Origin of the sequence: Rheinheimera sp. SA_1, assembly GCF_001669775.1 — a bacterium.
Taxonomy (GTDB): domain Bacteria; phylum Pseudomonadota; class Gammaproteobacteria; order Enterobacterales; family Alteromonadaceae; genus Pararheinheimera.
In genome coordinates this window covers 166,154-183,803 of record NZ_LXWK01000016.1, presented here as the reverse complement: position 1 = coordinate 183,803, position 17,650 = coordinate 166,154, and the positions used below count along the sequence as shown (strand labels likewise).

At 49.1% G+C, this 17,650-nt stretch carries 16 protein-coding genes; 5 read left to right on the top strand and 11 right to left on the bottom strand.

What is annotated here, in order from left to right; genetic code table 11:
* Window positions 1-47: 47 nt before the first annotated feature.
* The 3 genes from A5320_RS12860 to A5320_RS12850 all read right to left on the bottom strand — a co-directional run bounded on the left by A5320_RS12860 (window position 48) and on the right by A5320_RS12850 (window position 2,440).
* On the bottom strand, window positions 48-1,451 hold the full coding sequence (locus tag A5320_RS12860) for a TolC family protein (RefSeq protein ID WP_068065381.1): 1,404 nt from the start codon (window positions 1,449-1,451) through the stop codon (window positions 48-50).
* Window positions 1,448-1,858 carry a hypothetical protein gene (locus A5320_RS12855; RefSeq protein ID WP_068065378.1) on the bottom strand — a complete coding sequence of 137 codons (411 nt, stop codon included), beginning with the start codon at window positions 1,856-1,858 and terminating at the stop codon, window positions 1,448-1,450. The genes A5320_RS12860 and A5320_RS12855 overlap by 4 nt, the downstream gene beginning before the upstream one ends.
* A gap of 165 nt (window positions 1,859-2,023) precedes the next feature.
* Window positions 2,024-2,440, bottom strand: coding sequence for a hypothetical protein (locus tag A5320_RS12850; protein ID WP_068065375.1), 417 nt, complete (start codon window positions 2,438-2,440; stop codon window positions 2,024-2,026).
* A 164-nt stretch (window positions 2,441-2,604) separates the two neighbouring features.
* Between A5320_RS12850 and A5320_RS12845 the strand changes: the two genes are divergently transcribed.
* Together A5320_RS12845 and feoB are read left to right on the top strand one after the other, a co-directional pair.
* Entirely contained in the window at window positions 2,605-2,841 is a 237-nt protein-coding gene (locus tag A5320_RS12845) for a FeoA family protein (protein ID WP_157605833.1), read from the top strand.
* A gap of 117 nt (window positions 2,842-2,958) precedes the next feature.
* Window positions 2,959-4,800, top strand: coding sequence for a ferrous iron transporter B (feoB, locus tag A5320_RS12840; protein ID WP_068065372.1), 1,842 nt, complete (start codon window positions 2,959-2,961; stop codon window positions 4,798-4,800).
* A 79-nt stretch (window positions 4,801-4,879) separates the two neighbouring features.
* Here the strand turns inward: feoB and A5320_RS12835 are convergent, their stop codons facing one another.
* From A5320_RS12835 to A5320_RS12825, 3 genes are all read right to left on the bottom strand, one after another.
* Window positions 4,880-5,824 carry a trypsin-like serine protease gene (locus tag A5320_RS12835; protein ID WP_197490108.1) on the bottom strand — a complete coding sequence of 315 codons (945 nt, stop codon included), beginning with the start codon at window positions 5,822-5,824 and terminating at the stop codon, window positions 4,880-4,882.
* 264 nt (window positions 5,825-6,088) lie between these two features.
* Window positions 6,089-7,189, bottom strand: a complete 1,101-nt coding sequence (locus A5320_RS12830; protein ID WP_068065366.1) for a dipeptide epimerase — start codon at window positions 7,187-7,189, stop codon at window positions 6,089-6,091.
* Window positions 7,179-8,609 (bottom strand): SH3 domain-containing protein, encoded by a 1,431-nt coding sequence (locus tag A5320_RS12825; protein WP_068065363.1) that lies wholly within the window; start codon window positions 8,607-8,609, stop codon window positions 7,179-7,181. The genes A5320_RS12830 and A5320_RS12825 overlap by 11 nt, the downstream gene beginning before the upstream one ends.
* 100 nt (window positions 8,610-8,709) lie before the next feature.
* Here A5320_RS12825 and A5320_RS12820 point away from each other — a divergent pair, with 100 nt between their 5' ends.
* Window positions 8,710-9,486 carry a L,D-transpeptidase family protein gene (locus A5320_RS12820; protein ID WP_068065361.1) on the top strand — a complete coding sequence of 259 codons (777 nt, stop codon included), beginning with the start codon at window positions 8,710-8,712 and terminating at the stop codon, window positions 9,484-9,486.
* Window positions 9,483-11,000, top strand: a complete 1,518-nt coding sequence (gene dacB / locus A5320_RS12815; protein WP_068065358.1) for a D-alanyl-D-alanine carboxypeptidase/D-alanyl-D-alanine endopeptidase — start codon at window positions 9,483-9,485, stop codon at window positions 10,998-11,000. The genes A5320_RS12820 and dacB overlap by 4 nt, the downstream gene beginning before the upstream one ends.
* Before the next feature lie 37 nt (window positions 11,001-11,037).
* Here the strand turns inward: dacB and A5320_RS12810 are convergent, their stop codons facing one another.
* Both A5320_RS12810 and pxpB read right to left on the bottom strand, forming a co-directional pair.
* Window positions 11,038-12,000: a biotin-dependent carboxyltransferase family protein gene (locus tag A5320_RS12810; RefSeq protein ID WP_068065355.1), complete on the bottom strand. Its 963-nt coding sequence runs from the start codon at window positions 11,998-12,000 to the stop codon at window positions 11,038-11,040.
* Window positions 11,997-12,716: a 5-oxoprolinase subunit PxpB gene (pxpB, locus tag A5320_RS12805; protein WP_231916725.1), complete on the bottom strand. Its 720-nt coding sequence runs from the start codon at window positions 12,714-12,716 to the stop codon at window positions 11,997-11,999. Before pxpB ends, A5320_RS12810 begins: the two co-directional genes overlap by 4 nt.
* A gap of 193 nt (window positions 12,717-12,909) precedes the next feature.
* Between pxpB and A5320_RS12800 the strand changes: the two genes are divergently transcribed.
* Window positions 12,910-13,905, top strand: a complete 996-nt coding sequence (locus A5320_RS12800) for an N-acetylmuramoyl-L-alanine amidase (RefSeq protein ID WP_082971809.1) — start codon at window positions 12,910-12,912, stop codon at window positions 13,903-13,905.
* Between the two features lies 1 nt (window position 13,906).
* Here A5320_RS12800 and A5320_RS12795 read toward each other — a convergent pair whose 3' ends face one another.
* The 3 genes from A5320_RS12795 to A5320_RS12785 form a co-directional block, all read right to left on the bottom strand.
* Window positions 13,907-15,625: a potassium/proton antiporter gene (locus tag A5320_RS12795; protein ID WP_068065346.1), complete on the bottom strand. Its 1,719-nt coding sequence runs from the start codon at window positions 15,623-15,625 to the stop codon at window positions 13,907-13,909.
* Window positions 15,626-15,795: 170 nt separating this feature from the next.
* Window positions 15,796-16,497, bottom strand: a complete 702-nt coding sequence (gene pyrF / locus A5320_RS12790; protein ID WP_068065343.1) for an orotidine-5'-phosphate decarboxylase — start codon at window positions 16,495-16,497, stop codon at window positions 15,796-15,798.
* Between the two features lie 17 nt (window positions 16,498-16,514).
* Window positions 16,515-17,645: a tetratricopeptide repeat protein gene (locus A5320_RS12785; protein ID WP_068065340.1), complete on the bottom strand. Its 1,131-nt coding sequence runs from the start codon at window positions 17,643-17,645 to the stop codon at window positions 16,515-16,517.
* Window positions 17,646-17,650: the final 5 nt, after the last annotated feature.

Genomic DNA, 17,650 nt, shown 5'->3' with positions numbered 1-17,650 from the left:
AAATCTTCAATGATTGGCCACAGCCGCTTGTTGTCCACCACAGACGTTTAGTGGCCACCGGCGCTACTTTTAGTTGGCTGTAATAACGGCGTCGGAAAATCTGTCCCTGGCGTACCAATTCGCGCCATTTCCAGTTCGGCCGTTGCAATCAAAAAGTCACGATTGGCATTGATGGTGCCGGTAACGGCGCTGATTTGGCTGCGGGCATCGGCCAGTAATTCAAACACACTGATAAACATGCCGTTGTACAACAGCTGGTTTTCTTCAGCGATTTGCTGCGCCAACGGCACTACTGTCGTTTGATAGTGCAGCGCGATATCGTGTTGCGTTTGATAGTTGTAGAAACTTTGCTGCAATTCGGCACGCGCCTGAATACCGATGGCGGTGACCTGCGCGACGGCTTGTTGATATTGCGCTTCGCCTCGTTTTAGCCAATGTTGGCCAGCGTCAAACAAGGGTAATTCGAAAATCAGGCTGTAACTACGTTCATCGGAATGTTGCAAATTCCCGGCAACTTCCGCTGAAAATACATTCACTAACCGGGTGGCTCGCGTGAGTCCTGCCTGATCGGCAAGCCGGATTAACTGCATTTTTGCCAATTGCACATCGAGCCGTTGATCCAGACTTTGTTGCGCGGTTTTAGCAATTTCAGCGATAGGCGGTCGCTCAACCGGCACTTCAGGTAGTCGTTGTGGCAGTTTTAGCAATTCATCGTTTTGCCATAAGCCAAGCTGGCGTTTGAGTTTTTCGCGGCTGCTATACAAAGCCTGACGCGCCAACACCAGATTCAGCGTGCTATCGCTTAAAAAGCTTTGCTCCCGTAAAAACTGCAGTTTATTAAAATTGCCGGTGGCGGCCATCCGTTTCGCCAGTTCAGCGCTGGCTTCGGTGCTCTGCTGTACTTTTTCAACAAAAGTAAGTACCTCAGCCGCCGCCACAGCATGCCAGTAAGCCAGTTTGGTGTTGTGAATGATCAGCGCAATCCGCTGCGCCGTGGCAAGCCGCGCCATCGAATAATCCTGCAACGCCAAATCGCGAACTGTTGGCAACGTCAACAGCGCCAACAAGTTAAAGCCAAACTCAAGTTCCGTACTGCCATCACTACCGGTTTCGCGGGTGATTTTCACTCCAGGATTGGGCATGGTCGATAGCTGGCGTAAATCGGCCTGTGCAATCCCCAACGACCAAAGTTCAGCCTGGATCTCCGGGTTATTCAAAATGGCAATTTCGACCGCTTGCTGCAGTGTAATCGGTTGTTGTAGTAACTGGCGCACTCTGGCGGCTGCAGTTTCTTGCTCTGCACTCGTCAACGGCTGCTGCAGTGAATGTGTCGTCACACTTTGTAATTGCTTATTAATAACAGCAATATCGTCGCCGCTATTCACTGCGCAGCCGCTTAGTGTCAGCAGCAAAGTGCTTAATAGCAGTGGCACATATTTTTGATGGTTCATGGCTGGTCCTTCACCGGTGTCGCCGGCTTTGGTGTTTTGTCGGCGTGATGATGCATCGGATGATTCTTTGAATGATGCTTTGAAGGCTGTCTTGGTAGATCATGCCCAGCATCAACTTCACTGGCGTAGAACATCCAGCCACCAAGTTCTTTTACTCTGGTGTTGGCGTCTTGCCAATTACCGATTTCCGGCATGGTGATTGATTGTTTTGGCATCGGCTGCGCAGCATGAAACCCGGCCGATTCAGCGCCTGAATTCGCTATCGTCAGTACATTCGGTAGCAGCAGAGTCGGCGCCGACTCTGCTGCGATTGCAGTCATGCCAATGAGTAGCAGACTGCTTGCCAACAGCAGCGGCAACAGAGCGCGTTGCGACTCACCACCTGGCGCTTTAAATAAAATAGTCATCAGGTTATCCCCAATTATTTAGCTTTAGATCAGAAATTAAAAATTAGAAAACACAACAACAAATTCTGGTCATAAATACCGTTTTCGTCGAAGGTTTAAGCATATGGCAGCAAACAGCATCGAAGCTGATGTTTAAAACAGTTGTTCAGAACAGTTGATCTGAGCTTAGTTTTTGGGAGGTCGTTCCTGGGCGGAACTTTGTGATCGGAGATAGAGATCGTCGAAATATTGGATTTTTTGCTGGGCAATAGTGGCTTTCATCAGCCATACCGTTGGCATTGCGGCGCCATGTGCAGTCGAACAGCCATCACAGCTGGGGCAACTGCCACTGCAATGTTGTTGATCAGGGCTCTGATCACAACAGTCATGCAGATTGGTTTGCTGATCTGCAGCGTAATCGGCTGCAACGTGAATTTGAACTTCGGTCAGAGCTGTGTGATCGTTTTGAACTGCTTGAACTGCTTGAACTGCTTGAACTGCGGCCGTGTCGTGCGTTTGGCAATGCGCCATAGCCGATGCATCAACCTGGCTAGACCAGGCTGTCAGTGCAAACCATATAATCAGTAACAGTGGAAATCGCATCAATGCCTCTCATGCCAGAAGGTGCAAATTAACCGCTTCTGCGGTGCGGGTCAACTGCAAATCATCGCACGACGAATGGCAGCCTAAATCATTTGTACCTACCTCCTATTTCAGGGATAATGCAAATACTTTGCATTAGCATCTTAATTGAAATTGGATTGGTTATGCTGACATTATGGGACGCGCCGAAAGGTGCGTCGGTAACGATAAGTGGTCTGAAACAAGGTCTGCACCAGCTGGTACTGAACCGGTTAAGCGAAATGGGTTTAGATCAGGGCCAAACGGTGTTGTGTTTGCGCCGCAGTCCTTTTAATGGTCCGGTTGTGGTTGCGATAGCCGATTGTGTCTATTCGCTCGAACAACAAATTGCCAGCCATATTTTTATTCAGCCACTGTCGTAATGCTATGGTATTGCAGATAGTCATGACCCTACTGGCTGTCGCCAAAGTCCATTCAGCACTTTCCTGCTTGGCGTTGTTCATAGCGCCCGTAGTTTTGCTTTGCTCACAGGTTTATTTATGAAACGTATTATTCTGGTTGGAAAACCAAATTCAGGTAAAAGCTTATTATTTAACCAACTCACTGGTTTAAGACAAAAAGTTGCCAACTTTCCCGGTGTCACGGTCGAGCTGAAAACCGGCCGCTTTGATGCGTTTGAGCTGGTCGACTTTCCGGGTACTTACTCGATGAGTACCCTATCGCGTGACGAAGATATCGCGGTCGAAAAAATTAATCAGGCGCTGCTCGATGATAATACGGCACTGATTATCTGTAATCTGGATGCCACCAGGCTGGAAAGTAGTCTGGTGTTCGGTATGCAAATGTTGGCGCTGGCGCAGCGCTTTAATAAAAAGTTGCTGTTTGCATTAAATATGATTGATGAAGTCGAACGTTTTGGGCATCACATTGACGTGAATGCTTTGGCGGCAGATGTTGGATGTCCGGTATCGGCTTTGTCGGCGAAAACTTTGCTAGGGATCAGCGAATTTAAACAGCAAGCTTTGGCGCTGGCGAATTCGCCAACCGCTACTTCAGAGCCTGTTCATAACGCCACCACCGCCAATATCGCTGCAGACGTGCCGGTCAACCCACTGGTGCAAAGCCGTAAACTGGCGGCCAAATATGGCATTAAAGCCAGCATTGTCCTGAAAACCCAAAATCGCATTGATGCCTTTATGCTGAATAATGTCAGCGGCAGCATTGCATTCTTATTAGTGATGTTCTTGTTATTTCAAAGTATTTTCACTTTTGCTACACCATTAATGGACGGTGTTGAAAGTGCATTAGGAGCCTTGGCACAAGCCATCACCGGCATGATTGGCCCGGGGATGCTCAGCGATTTTCTCAATGACGCCATTTTTGGCGGCTTAGGCTCGTTTTTAGTGTTTGTACCGCAAATTATGGTACTGACGTTGATCATCGGCTTACTCGAAGACAGCGGTTATCTGGCCAGGGCGGCGCTGATTTGCCATCGGCCATTAAGTTATTTTGGTCTCTCCGGCCGCAGTTTTATTCCGTATTTATCGGCGCATGCTTGCGCTATTCCGGCCATTATGGCGGCACGCACCATTGAGTCGCCGCGCAAACGTTTAATTACAATGCTAACCATTCCGCTGATGTCCTGCTCGGCGCGTCTTCCGGTCTATGCGTTGTTAATTAGCGTACTTATTCCACCACAACAGTATCTTGGTGGATTAATCAACTTGCAGGGTGTGGCGTTTTTCTCATTGTATTTGTTCGGTATTCTGACGGCGCTACTGGTGAGCTTGGTGCTGTCGCGTACTGCGAACGATGATGCCAAATCCGATATGCCATTTATTCTGGAGCTGCCCACTTATCGTTTACCACACTGGAAACCGCTGATTCACCGCGTGGTGCAAAGCGCCAAACAGTTTATCTATCGCGCTGGCCCGGTGATATTTGTGGTATCGCTGGTAATTTGGCTGTTAGGTTACTTCCCTTCGGATGCCGGTGGTCTGGAATATTCTTACCTGGGGCAAATTGGTCATTTTATTGAGCCGCTATTCACGCCATTGGGCATCGACTGGCGTTATGGCATTGCCATTTTGATGTCATTTTTAGCCCGTGAAGTGTTTGTTGGCGCTTTGGGCACCTTGTTTGGGATTGAAGGCGCCGATGAAAATATCGCAGGTCTGGCTGCCAACATTCAGCAAGATGGTCTGGCCTTTGGCGCTGGTATTGGTATTTTGTTGTTTTATGTGGTTGCTTTGCAATGTGTGGCGACCGTTGCCACGTTAAAAGCGGAAACCGGCAGCACTAAACTGGTGTTAGGTTTAGTCGCAGGTTATGGCACACTGGCCTATTTGCTGGCATTTATGGCCGCCAGCCTGATTGGTTAATTTGCTGATTAATTAACGACCAGAAAAAAAGGCCAGCGTATGCAGACGCTGGCCTTTTGCTTTCTTCATGACTGTCAGATTAAGCGTCTTGACGACGACGGCGTAAACCTAACAACATAAAACCTGCGCCAAATAAGGCAATTGTTGAAGTGACCGGAACTTCTTCCGCAATATAGCTATCAATCCAGTCTAAAGTGTCGCGGACGCGGGTCGAGGCATACAGATTGCCATAACCAGCCTGATTGTCACCAATTTGCCAGCCTAATGAATGCACGCCAGCTAAAAAGAATTCACCCGCTTCCTCGATAAAGACTGCGCCACCTGAATCGCCACCAGCAATCGAATATTCCAGACCTAACGCCAGATTATCTGAGCTGAAACCAAAATCATTGAAGCCATAAATAAAGTTGACCCAATCGTTGTACACATCACCATAGCTGTCAGTTGCAGCTGGATCCGGATGGTCAAAATCAGACCACATCAATTGCTCGCCGGTACCTGCGGTTGAAAACATACCGTCAATCACATTCTGGCCTGCACGACGGGTGCCTGCACCTAAGTTTGCACCAGTATTACCGTTACCAGTGGCGCCATACCCAACATGAGTACCAACTGAGCCAGCTTCACCTGAACCACGATACAGCTCAGCCGGGCCGACATCAAAGCCTTCTTCAACGTACATCAGACCAACGTCCCAGCCTTCAATTAAGTTGCCAGTCCAGTTGTTATGTGCAACCCAGGAAGTCGCGGTGTAAGTTTTATGGCCAAGAATGCCAGAACGGTCGGCATTAAATTCTGGTAAGTGGAAAGTCATAGAAGTCGCTTCATCAACACAGTGAGCGGCTGTTAATACCCAGTGTTTGGCAACCACGGTACCGCTACAGATATAACCACCGTCGTTGGTATCAAATAATACCGCGCCGACGCTATCAAATTGTGATTGGTAAGACAGGTTTTTATACGAAGAGTCTGGAACATCGTGACGGATCACACCGGCGTTAGCGAAGCCGGAAAGTAATGTCAAAACAGAACCAACTGCGAAAGCTTTTTTTATCATAGTGTGCTCACTTTTAGGAATGGATTATGTTGCAAATAATTCACATGCTAGATTTGAGCCAATATTAAATTATCCTAATATCAATGCTTTAGATTACACTAAATTACATGGTGTAAAATTTTATGACGACTTATGATGCAAAATGACTGCTGATAGATACACAAAGGCCGCTGAAAACTCTGAAGTTTTAAGCTAAAACCATGTGGATGTGCGGGTTGTTGTCATGTTCATTTACAGCAGTGTCGCGGCACTTTGTAAATGGTCAATGTGTTGGATCCCAAGGCCTGAATTGCTATTAAGCAGGATGTTGGCACGGTCAAACATAGTCCCGCCCTGACATGGATTAAACTGACATAATGTCGGTCCATCTAAGTCAAACTTACTAACCAAAGGCGACAATGCACTCGCTACATGCGCCGCTGCTGCAACGCTTATAGCGGACTCAAGCATACAGCCCATCATACAAGGCACCTGATACAACCCGGCAATTTGCGCCGTCAGCATGGCTTTACTGATGCCGCCGGTTTTCATCAATTTGATATTAATAATGTCGGCAGCTTGTTGTTCTAACAGTTGAATGACCTGCTGCGGACTAAAAGCACTTTCATCCGCCATCACCGGCGTGTGTACAGCTGCGGTGACCGCTTTTAAGCCCGCCAGATCCTGTGCTTTCACCGGTTGTTCTACTAACTCCAGTTCAACACCGGCTTGTTCAATTTTCGATAACGCATAAATACTCTGTTTGGCGGTCCAGCCCTGATTGACGTCCAACCGCAGCGCTATACCGGCTGGCACTGTCCGACTCACCGCAATCACCCGCTCGATATCTTGCTGCAGATCAGTCCCCACTTTGAGCTTTAGTTGCTGATAACCGAGCGCCACCGCTTTTTGCGCATCGTCAATCATCGTTGCAGTGGCATTGACGCTGATTGTTAAATTGGTGCTGAGTGCGACCGGCCCGCCGCCCAATAGCTGATAAAGCGGCACGCCGGCAATTTGCGCTTTTAAATCGTATAAAGCGATTTCAACCGCGGCTTTGGCACTGGTATTGCCGACTACACTCGTCTGTACGATGTTAAGCAGCTGATTAAAATCCAGCATCGATTTGCCTAATAGCCGCGGTTTTAGCACCTGCTCCACCACAAAATACATTGAGGCCAGACTTTCGCCGGTGATCACCAGAGTTGGCGCCGCTTCACCATAACCGGTCATCCCTTCGCTGCGAATGGTGACCACTAAATCCTGCACTTGTTCTACGGTACGTAAGGCGGTTTTAAATGGTGTCACTAAAGGGACTGTCAGTACATAACAGTCAATATGTTCAATCAGCATAAAACTCCCGGCTGAGGCTTTTTAGCATATAAATGCCATCGATATAAGATTGGTGCTGATTTCGCTGCAGCGGCGATAACGGTGTAATGCTAACGCCGTTTAGCCGCGAATCATAATAACTGCCATCCGCTTTAAAATAATGCAGACCCGCGACATCATGGATCACAAAAGTTTCGCCCTGCTCCTGTCCTAAGACCAACATCACATGCCCTGGAATAAATATCAGATCTCCAGCTTGCGCCTGAAGCAAGCTTTGTTGTTTTTCCGGCAATGCAGCGTCGGCAAGCGACTGCACGGCCCCAAAATCAGCATCCGCCTGAGTGCCGGTATTGCGCGGTAGCACGAAGCCAAAACTGCGGAACACTTCACCAATAAAGCCAGAACAATCGCGTGCATTAAGGTCATGCCCCCAACCATAACGCTCGCCGAGAAATTTAAAGGCCTGTCCTAAGATATTGGCTTTGGTCAGCGGCAGATAGTGCTCAGCAACATCCTGATTTTTCGCGATTAATGCGCTCACCAACTGTAGCGATCCATCAGGCTGGCGGATTGGCAGCTGTACCACATAGCTAAAACTGGCGTTTTGGCCATGGATCACCGGCTGGTGTTGTCGCACTCTTGGCAGCTTGACACCCATTTCAAGCTGCACCGCTGAAGCCAGTGGCATTTCTGGCGTGACGTTGGTTGCAGCGCGGGCGCCGGTCACCAAAATGAAGTCACTGGCGTCGACAAACTGCTGGGCAATTGATTTTTCAGTAACAGCAAAATGTTTCACTTCTAACCAGCCCTGGTAATGGTAATGCCGCACAAAGGCCCATTGTTGATCGAAGCTCAGATGTAACACCTGCAGTGCTTCACCCGGAAAAACTGCTGTTTCCTGAAATCTGTCGAGCTGTTGATCAGTGGCGCTATTAAAAATCGGCTCATTGGTTGGAAAAGTACGAAGATTACCGCGGCTGGTCACTAATGCAAAACGAGCCGTTACCTGAACTGGCAGCTGCGCTAACGCCAGTAATTTTTCAAAGTCTTGCCAATGCTGTTCTGTTAGCAGCACCCCGGCCAGGTTGAATCTTGGGTTGGTCGAAGCATGACTTAAATCGACGATCATTTTTCTGACCGCGCCATCCGGATAGAATGCCGGCTCAGCAAATACGTTAATCACTTCGGGTAAGCTGTTGATTAAATGCTGGTTAAAGCGCTTAATTTCAGCGAGACTTAACAAAGTTTCCTCAGCACCATCCGTTTTATGCAGCCAATAATCCAGTTGTAGGTGGGTTGCTTTGAGCTGGGGGACATCACTTTGAAATGGTGGTGTTTGTTGTACCGGCAGCGTACTGCAGGCCAACAACAGCCATACCAGACTAAGCCAGCAAATTGCGGCAAATTGCGGGCGTAAATGAAAAAACCGGGTCGTTTTCAAGCCTGAATGTCGCTGGCTAATGGTAGATAACCCTCAGTATACTGAGGGGCAACAGAAACACAACCAACGACCGTGACAGGCAGGTCTTTAAGGGAAGGTTATGCGTTTACTGGCAATATCTGTTTTAATTTTAACAGCTTGCAGCACTACGACTGCACCAAACTCTAAAACGTTACCTCCGTTGGAAGCTGGGTTAACCGGCAATTCCAGCCAGCTCATTGTGGTCATCAGTGACCATTGGGATGCCACGCAGGGACAACTGTATAGTTTTGAAAAAATGCACAACCGCTGGCAAACCCAGCCAATGAGCGGCGCAGTGACTTTAGGCAAAAAAGGCCTGGCCTGGGGATTAGGATTGCATCCGGTCCAATCCGGTCTGCAAAAAACCGAAGGTGATGGCCGGGCGCCGGCTGGTCTGTTTACCCTTAGTGGCGCTTTTGGCTATGCCACAACTTTAGCGACCGCAATGCCCTATCAGGCGATGCAAGCAGATGACTTTTGTATCGATGTCGCTACATCGCCGCTTTACAATCAAACCGTTGCTCGCCGAAAGTTTCAATTGGCCTGGACTGCTAACAGCACCGAGCCGATGCGCCGTGATCTGCATTTGAATGGCGACCAGGCTTATCAACAAGGACTTTTTATCGACCATAACCCAAAAAATATTGCCGGTGCTGGTAGCTGTATTTTTATGCATCTGTGGCAATCGCCAGACTCCGCTACAGCCGGCTGTACCGCGATGGCAAAACCTCAACTAAGCGCCCTACTGCGCTGGTTAGATCCGGCGAAAAAACCGCTTTATTTGTTATTGCCCAAGCAGCAATATTTATTATTGACGCAAGCATGGCAGTTGCCGGAGCTCCCATCTACACCATGAACTTTTTAGATGTAATCGCCATCAGCAGCCGAAAATTCTGTCGTTGCAGCTGGTTATTCCTGGCGGTGCTGGTCAGCGCTTGTAGTAACACGCCAAAATTTCAGTTACAGCAGGATATCCTGGCTGCCGGTTTATCCCCGGATGAAGTTTCGGTATTAATGCTGCCGCTGTCAGGTGATGCGAACGAACTGGCGTTCGCTGCCGATCGGCCGATGCAACCGGCTTCCACCATGAAGTTGCTGACAACCAGCGTTGCGCTGGATTTATTAGGCAATAACTGGCGTGGTGAAACCCAGTTATTGGTACAGAAAACTGATCTCGATCGGCAAACTTTATCCGGGCCTTTAATAGTACAAGGTCGTAGCAATACCGATTTAAGTTACGGTGAACTGAACTTTATGCTGCAGCAACTTTATGATCAGGGTGTGCGGCATATCCCGGCTGGATTACAGTTTGACCGCGAGAACTTCAGCCCGAACCGACCTTCGCCAATCGCAGAGCCTTTTGATGACGCGCCCCGCGCTCGTTACAACCATGTGCCTGATCCGCTGATGTTACAACAAAATATGCATTGGTTGTCGTTGCAATCGGTTGCTAAAGGCGTCAAAGGCTGGTTTAGCCCAGGCTGGCCGACATTACAATTTGATTTAACCGCTCTCAAACTGGTCGATGTCGCCTGTGACACGTTCTCCATCCATCAGCAGCAAATTGTTGTAGAACAGCTATCAACGGAACTAGCACCGGAGTTAGCACCGGAACAACTATCACCAGAACAACTATCACCAAAACAATGGCAATTAAAAATCGTCGGCGAGTTTCCAGCCAATTGTCAGTGGCAAGGTCAATTAGAACTGCTCGATCGGGATCTAAATTTACAGCTGGCTGTGCAAAGTTACTGGCGCCAACTGGGCGGCACTATGGGTAATAGCGTTATATTTAAACAAGCTGACGTCGACAGCCAACTACTGGTGCAACATCTTGGTCGGCCGTTGCCGGAAATTGTCTCTCGAATCAATAAATTTTCTGACAATGCCCTAGCGCGGTTGGTGTATGCCAATCTGGCTGAGCCTGTGGAACATTCAGAAACAGCGCCAACCACACTACAAATGGCCGACTACCGTGTTCACCATTGGTTTAAACAGCACAAAATACCAACCGCAGGGCTTGTCATCGACAATGGTTCCGGCTTATCACGTTCTGCACAAATCAGTGCTCGCCAACTTGCTGGCATACTTGCCGCAAGTTGGTCGAGTCGGTATAGCGCAGAATTTGTTGCCAGTTTGCCATTGGCGGGTGTCGATGGAACTTTGCTACAGCGGTTAAAAAATGGTCCTGCCTGGCAACGTGCTCGGCTTAAAACCGGCACATTACGCGACGTAACAGCACTGGCGGGTTATGTCTGGGACAGTCACAACCGACCATGGATTTTTGTCGGTTTTGTCAATGCCGCGCATGCTCCAACGAAAGGTCGGCCCTTACTGGATAAATGGGTACAACAGTTGGCCGGGCAATAGGCAGTTCCAGCGAGTTGAGTGACAGCAACGCCAGCGCTTAGCCTCGAATTTGTAGCTCCAAAGCACTTAACCAAAGTTCGTGTGCCCGGGCTTGGTCCACCGCCGTTTGCTGCGACACTTCGACAAAACGCAATAGATTTCCCGGACGGCACTGACCCAAAGCGTTGACCCCCAGCCGGGTCACAGCACCAATTTTCGGGTAACCGCCAATGGTCTGATGATCGTTTAGCATCACAATCGGCTGGCCATCAGCGGGTAACTGAATTGCCCCCAGGCAAATACCTTCTGATAACAAGGCCTGACTCGCCACCGGTAAGGCTGCGCCCTGCAAACGCATGCCCATCCGATCCGACATCGGCTGCACCTGATACACATTTTGCTGGAACCTGGTCAATGTATCTGCGCCAAGTTCAGCTTGCTGCGCACCAGCCACAAACGGAATATTTTGCATCGCTTTGGCTTTGAGCTGAAACTGGTAATCGACGCTGCGCACCGCAAATTTTCGGGTTGTCACTGCAACCGGTAGCGCCGTTCCCGCTTCTAATGGCTGTCCATCAATGCCACCAACACCCTCACGCAGCACCGTGGCACAACTGCCAAGTACTGGGGTGACCAAAAAGCCACCGCCGACGGCCAGATAACAACGGGCACCTGCTTTGCTATAACCGATTTCAAGCTGGTCGCCATGCTGCAGCTGCATACTTTGATAACGCTCATAGCGTTGGCCATTTAAAAAAACCGGCATTGCGGCACCTGTCACGGCAAGTGTCACGCTGCCAATCGCACGAAACTGCACCGCGCCAAGCCCTATTTCCAGTAACGGCGCTGTGGGCTCGTTGTCGACCAGCGCATTGGCAAGCCTGGCCGATGTTGCATCAACCACACCACCCTGCGTCAAGCCCATGCTGGCTGCGCCAAAACGTCCTAAATCCTGCAACTGGGTAAAAACATTCACTTTTTGCAGTAACAAAGCCGCTGCTGTTGCTACGGGTGCTGTCACAATTGACCTCCAAGCTGCAAATATTCTGCACGCTCAATCGGCACGAACATGACCGCATCACCGGTACTCAGCGTCATCGCTGGCTCTTTTTGCAGGTCAAACAATGGCATTGGGCAATTGCCAATTAAATTCCAGCCGCCAGGCGATGCTGCCGGATACACCGCTGTTTGCCGATCGGCAATGGCAACACTGCCCGCCGGGACTTTTAATCTGGGCGTTGTTAATCTGGCGGTAGCGATCCGCTCATCAACCCACCCCAGATATGCAAAACCTGGCGCAAAACCAATGGCATACACCTGATACCTTTGTTCGCTGTGGATTTTGATCAATTGTGAGACGCTCAGTTGATGCTGTGCTGCAATGGCGGCGAGATCCGGACCGGTTTCGATACTGTAATAACAAGGTAATTCAATCAGTTTGCCGCTACTTTGCGCGGTTTGGGGCTCATGGTTTAGTGCAACATCTGTTAGCTCGGTCAGTAAATCGGCAAGGCAAAGCTGCAGCTGTGATTGATCTAAGCGCAGAAAATCGTACACCAGCAGCACCGAATTGTAAGAAGGAATGATTTCCTGCAACAATGACCCCAGTTGCTGCCGCAGTTGCTGGCTTAACCACTGTACTTGCGCTAAAACCTGCGCGTCGGCAACCGGCGCCAGATAAATCAGCAGTGAGTTTTCACCTGCCTGGCGGATCTGCGGGTAGTCTGAGTGGTTCATAACGAACATCCATGATAATGAACAACATTGCTGCGGCTAAACTAACGCGGGCGCATCTGATAAGCAACCTTTTCACCTGATGAGCGACATGCAGTTAGCGGCTACTCCATTCCACCGGTTAAATCTGTTGGCGCAAGATTTCACACAGAGCGCATCTATGGTAAAACAGCGTTGTTACTTCAAAGGATTGCTGATGTTTAAATTTCTACCGATAGCCTCAAAACCAAGTAGACAAAATTCAGCTGTCATTTTTCTTTGGCGCGGAGCCATCACCGCACTGCTATTGCTGCTTAGCGGCTGCAGTCACAATCCAGGTTTTATTCAGGTCGATCAGCAATATCAATCAGCAAACCGTAATGATCGGGTGCGCTTTGTGGTCATTCACTACACCGCGGGCAACTGGCAACAATCGCTGGCTGTATTAACCAAACCCGGCAAGCGGCCGGTCAGTTCGCATTATTTGATCCCAGGCTCCGGTGACCCCACTTATCCTGCTGACCGACCATTAAAAGTGTATCAATTAGTCCCAGAGCAGCAACGCGCCTGGCATGCGGGTGACAGCCGATGGGAAGATCGCACTGGCTTAAACGACCATTCCATCGGTATTGAATTAGTAAATGAAAGCTGGTGTGAAAAACAGCCAAATCAGCTGCAACAACAGGCCGAGCTTTGTGTGGCCGCCGATTTTGATCCGGCACAATTGCAGCTGTTACTTGCTTTATTAAAAGACATTCTGGCCCGAAACACTGACATCAGCCCAACAAGGGTGCTTGGTCACAGCGATATAGTACCGCTTCGAAAACAAGATCCAGGTAGTCGTTTTCCGTGGCAATGGTTGGCCGCCAATGGGGTTGGTGCCTGGTATGACGCTGCGGTGATGCAAAAATACTGGCAGCAAGTGCCTGCTTTGCCAGAAATCAAAACTGTACAACGTGCATTGCAACTTTATGGTTATGGTATTGCGATCACTGGCGAACATGACGCCCAAAGCCGCGCTTATCTGCTGGCCTTTCAGCGACATTTTGTGCCAGAGCAATTAACCGGTGAGCCGGACCTAAAAACCATCGCCGTGCTGTGGGCGCTGCTGGAAAAGTATTTCCCCAAAGCGCTACAGCAAGAGTCCAGTTTGCAACTCCTGACGCCGTCAGCTGCAGTCGCAATTACGCCGGCCTGGTTCACGCAGATCTAAATCACGCAGGCTTAATGCCCACCTGCAAAATCTGGTCGTGTTCATTCATTTGCCGCACTGTCAGTACCAGTTGATCCAGTTGCAGGCTATCGCCGACTACCACCCGGCGGTGGAATCTGGTGGTGATGTAATCGGAAATTGATTGTTGCGGATCAAGCGAGCCAAACTCGATGGTATAAAATGCGCCTAAATCGGCCAGGCTTATTTGACCGTTCAGCACAAACTCGCCAAAGAAATCTTGTTTGCTTAAGGTTGCTTGTGCCGCATAGCTCGAAAGTACATCGCTTAATTGCGCGCAGTCTGCGGCTTTGGCCAGCACCATAATGATATCGGCAGCTTTAAAATTGGCACAATCGGCCATCTGGATCCATTCGTTATCCCTCACCAAACCAAGAAACTGCACTGTTGCTGGCACCGGTAATTGCTGCCACTGCGCGTCTACGACCGAGGAGTCGACACTGACTTCAAAAGCCAGCACCTGTAATACATCGTTGCTGGCAATTGCGTCCAGTGACATCACAAAATCCGGACCTGGCTCTTTTGGCACCTGCAATTTTAGCCAACGTGCCACAGGTGCAATCGACCAGCCTTGTACCAGCAACGACACGATCACCACGAAAAAAGTCACATTAAAGTACAAATCGCTGTCAGCAATACCAGATATCCACGGGATCAACGCCAAAATAATCGGCACCGCGCCGCGAAGGCCAACCCAGCTGATAAAAAGCTGATCCCGCTTCGGAAAATGAAACGGTAATAAACTAAAAAATACCGCCAGTGGCCGCGCTACAAAAATCATCAATAGTGCCAGCAATAAGGCAGGAATGGCATATTCAACCAATTTACTCGGCGTCACCAGCAAGCCCAACATCAGGAACATCACGATTTGACTAAGCCAGGCCAAGCCGTCGTGCATCCGCAGAATATATTGCACTTGTGCGAGCCTGGCATTGCCGATTAAAAAACCTGCCAGATACACTGCTAAAAAACCACTTCCGCCAAAGATGTTGGTAGCGCCATACATCAGCAACGCATATGACACAGCAAACAACGGGAAAAATGCACTGCCAAGCGGTAATTTCCGGCACAACCAGATAAACAACTTACCGCCGCCGTAGCCAAATAAGGCACCAACCACCGCCTGCTGCAGAAAACCAACCAGCAGCAGCCAATTTAATTCTGAACTACCGGCCACCACGCCTACCAGGGTAAAAGTCAGCATCACCGCCATCGGATCGTTGCTGCCCGATTCGATTTCCAGCGTTGAAGCCACCCGCTCTTTAATATTCAGACCGGCCGACTGAAAAATTGAAAATACCGCAGCCGCATCGGTTGAACTTAAAATTGCACCTAACAACAAACCTTCCAGCAGTGTCAGATCAAACAAATACATCGCACCAAAACCAAGAATGGTGCAGGTCAGCACCACGCCAACGGTTGCCAGCATTGCCGATGGCGCCAATACCACTTTAAACCGCTCTGGCTGGGTGCGCATGCCGCCATCAAACAGGATGATCACCAACGCAATAGAACCAATCAGCAAAGCGACATCAGGATTGGAAAATTCAATACCCAATACCCCTTCTTCACCGGCCAGCATGCCGATGACCAAAAATACCAATAATAATGGGGCGCCAAAACGCGCAGAAATCAGGGTGGCGATAATGCTTAATGAAAATAATGCGCCGGCGATCAGAATGTTTAAATTGACTGCATCCAATACAAAAGTCCTTTGTTGGTTTTCTCCGCCAGGTGGATCAGCAAGCTCTGATCAAACGTTTGGCAAAATTGGGGCATTAAAAATGCCAACAGCAGCTACACGCTGCTGTTGAAGGACTCAGGTCGTTGTTTAAAAATGCGTTCAGGTCGGATAAAAGTCAACCCGAGCCATTATCGAAGTTGAATTTCCTGATAAATAGCCTGTAATGCGGCCAGCGGATCATCGGCCTTGGTAATAGGACGGCCAATTACCAGATAATCAACACCAACCGCCAATGCTTCGTTCGGGGTCATCACCCGTTTTTGATCGTCAGCTTTGGCGAATGACGGCCGAATACCAGGCGTAACTAAACAAAAACTCTGACCGAATTGTTGTTTTAATAACGCCGCTTCTTGCGCCGAACACACCACGCCATCCAGGCCCGAATTTGCTGTCAGCGTCGCCAGTTTTAATACTTGTTCGGCCGGTGTTAAGTTGATGCCAAGCTCGGTTAAATCAGCTTGTTCCATCGAAGTCAGCACAGTAACGGCAATCAATAACGGCTTGTCGGCACCAAATTTAGCCAGTGCTTCGCGCGCGGCAATCATCATCTTGCTACCACCACTGGCATGCACGTTGACCATCCAAACGCCTAAGTCAGCAGCAGCTTGCACGGCTTTGGCAACAGTGTTTGGAATATCATGGAATTTTAGGTCTAAAAACACTTCAAACTGCCGCTGCTGCAGTTCGCTTACAAAAGATGGTCCAAAATGGGTAAACATCTCTTTGCCGACTTTCAACCGGCATAACGCAGGGTCTAATTGACTGACTAAATCCAAAGCGGCTGATTTTTGTTCAAAGTCGAGCGCGACAACAATTGGGCTATTTTTCATAAACTAAACCTTTGAGATTAACGACCATCGATGCCGGAAAGTGGCTCCACCGTTTCCCACTGCTGACAGGACGGGCATAACCAATAGGTTTGGCGGGTTTTAAAACCACAATTGCGGCAACTGAATAAAATTTTGGTTTCCAAGTAAGCATTAACCAGCTGTTCGACTGAATGCAAAGCAGCACGATGCTCTGGCTCGGTGATTTGGCGTAACTGCAATAAACGCTGAAATAACCGAATGTTCGGTTTTTGCTGTAGCTTCTCTAGTAGAAGTTGCTCACCCGCAGCAGGCGATCCGGTCTGGACCAGCCAATCCGCTAAGAAAATGGTGGCGGTGATGTTTTTATTTTTGTGCGCCAACTGACTGAGCAGCTGATACCACTCAGCCGAAGGCAACTGACACTGTGCCAGCCCAGGCAGTATTTCTGCTGCCCACTGCGGTTTTTGCTGTAACACGGCTTTAAATGCAACTGCCGCATCTTCTGGAAGTTGCTGTTTTAATAACAGCTGCGCCAGTTCAAATTTTGGCCGGATCGCCTGCGGATATTGTTGACTAAGCAGGCGCAGCGAAAACACATCCAACGGCTTTTGTTGATCCAGACAGCGCATATTGGCAATAGCAATACGCAGCGATTTTGAATCGGTTTTATCGACATCATGACTAAACGACACTGCTTTATGCCATTCATGGGTGGCAATAAATAACGTAAACAACAGCTTCAGCGTTTTTTCGCGCAGGTGCTCGGCCTGGACCAATTCTGTCAGCAGCTTTTCAGCCCGATCGTAAAGTCCGGCCGAAAAATAATCGTTGGCGAGCTCGAGCTGAATTTGCTGAGCCTGCATTTTGGGGAGCTTCAGATGATGTAATTTTTCGTGGATGCGAATGGCTTTATCCCAGTCGCCGCGCCGACGGAACAAATTGGCCAGTGCCAGGTAAGTGTCGATGGTCGCCGCTTCGATATCGAGTAACTGCAACAATTGCTCGATGGCTTTATCTTCCTGATCAGTCAGTAAAAAGTTTAAACCAGAGGACAGATTTTTAGCGACATGGGCTTTACCTTTGAGCTCTTCTCGCCGCAGGCTGTTACGGCCATAAAACCAACCGTAAGCGGCAGCAATGGGCAGTAACAGAAAAAGCAGCTCAAGCATAAGAG

Bases quoted from the DNA above. Each gene is read 5' to 3' on its own strand.
- A5320_RS12860 (WP_068065381.1), bottom strand. From the start codon at position 1,451: ATGAACCATCAAAAATATGTGCCACTGCTATTAAGCACTTTGCTGCTG.
- A5320_RS12855 (WP_068065378.1), bottom strand. From the start codon at position 1,858: ATGACTATTTTATTTAAAGCGCCAGGTGGTGAGTCGCAACGCGCTCTG.
- A5320_RS12850 (WP_068065375.1), bottom strand. From the start codon at position 2,440: ATGCGATTTCCACTGTTACTGATTATATGGTTTGCACTGACAGCCTGG.
- A5320_RS12845 (WP_157605833.1), top strand. From the start codon at position 2,605: ATGCTGACATTATGGGACGCGCCGAAAGGTGCGTCGGTAACGATAAGT.
- feoB (WP_068065372.1), top strand. From the start codon at position 2,959: ATGAAACGTATTATTCTGGTTGGAAAACCAAATTCAGGTAAAAGCTTA.
- A5320_RS12830 (WP_068065366.1), bottom strand. From the start codon at position 7,189: ATGCTGATTGAACATATTGACTGTTATGTACTGACAGTCCCTTTAGTG.
- A5320_RS12820 (WP_068065361.1), top strand. From the start codon at position 8,710: ATGCGTTTACTGGCAATATCTGTTTTAATTTTAACAGCTTGCAGCACT.
- dacB (WP_068065358.1), top strand. From the start codon at position 9,483: ATGAACTTTTTAGATGTAATCGCCATCAGCAGCCGAAAATTCTGTCGT.
- pxpB (WP_231916725.1), bottom strand. From the start codon at position 12,716: ATGAACCACTCAGACTACCCGCAGATCCGCCAGGCAGGTGAAAACTCA.
- A5320_RS12800 (WP_082971809.1), top strand. From the start codon at position 12,910: ATGTTTAAATTTCTACCGATAGCCTCAAAACCAAGTAGACAAAATTCA.
- pyrF (WP_068065343.1), bottom strand. From the start codon at position 16,497: ATGAAAAATAGCCCAATTGTTGTCGCGCTCGACTTTGAACAAAAATCA.
- A5320_RS12785 (WP_068065340.1), bottom strand. From the start codon at position 17,645: ATGCTTGAGCTGCTTTTTCTGTTACTGCCCATTGCTGCCGCTTACGGT.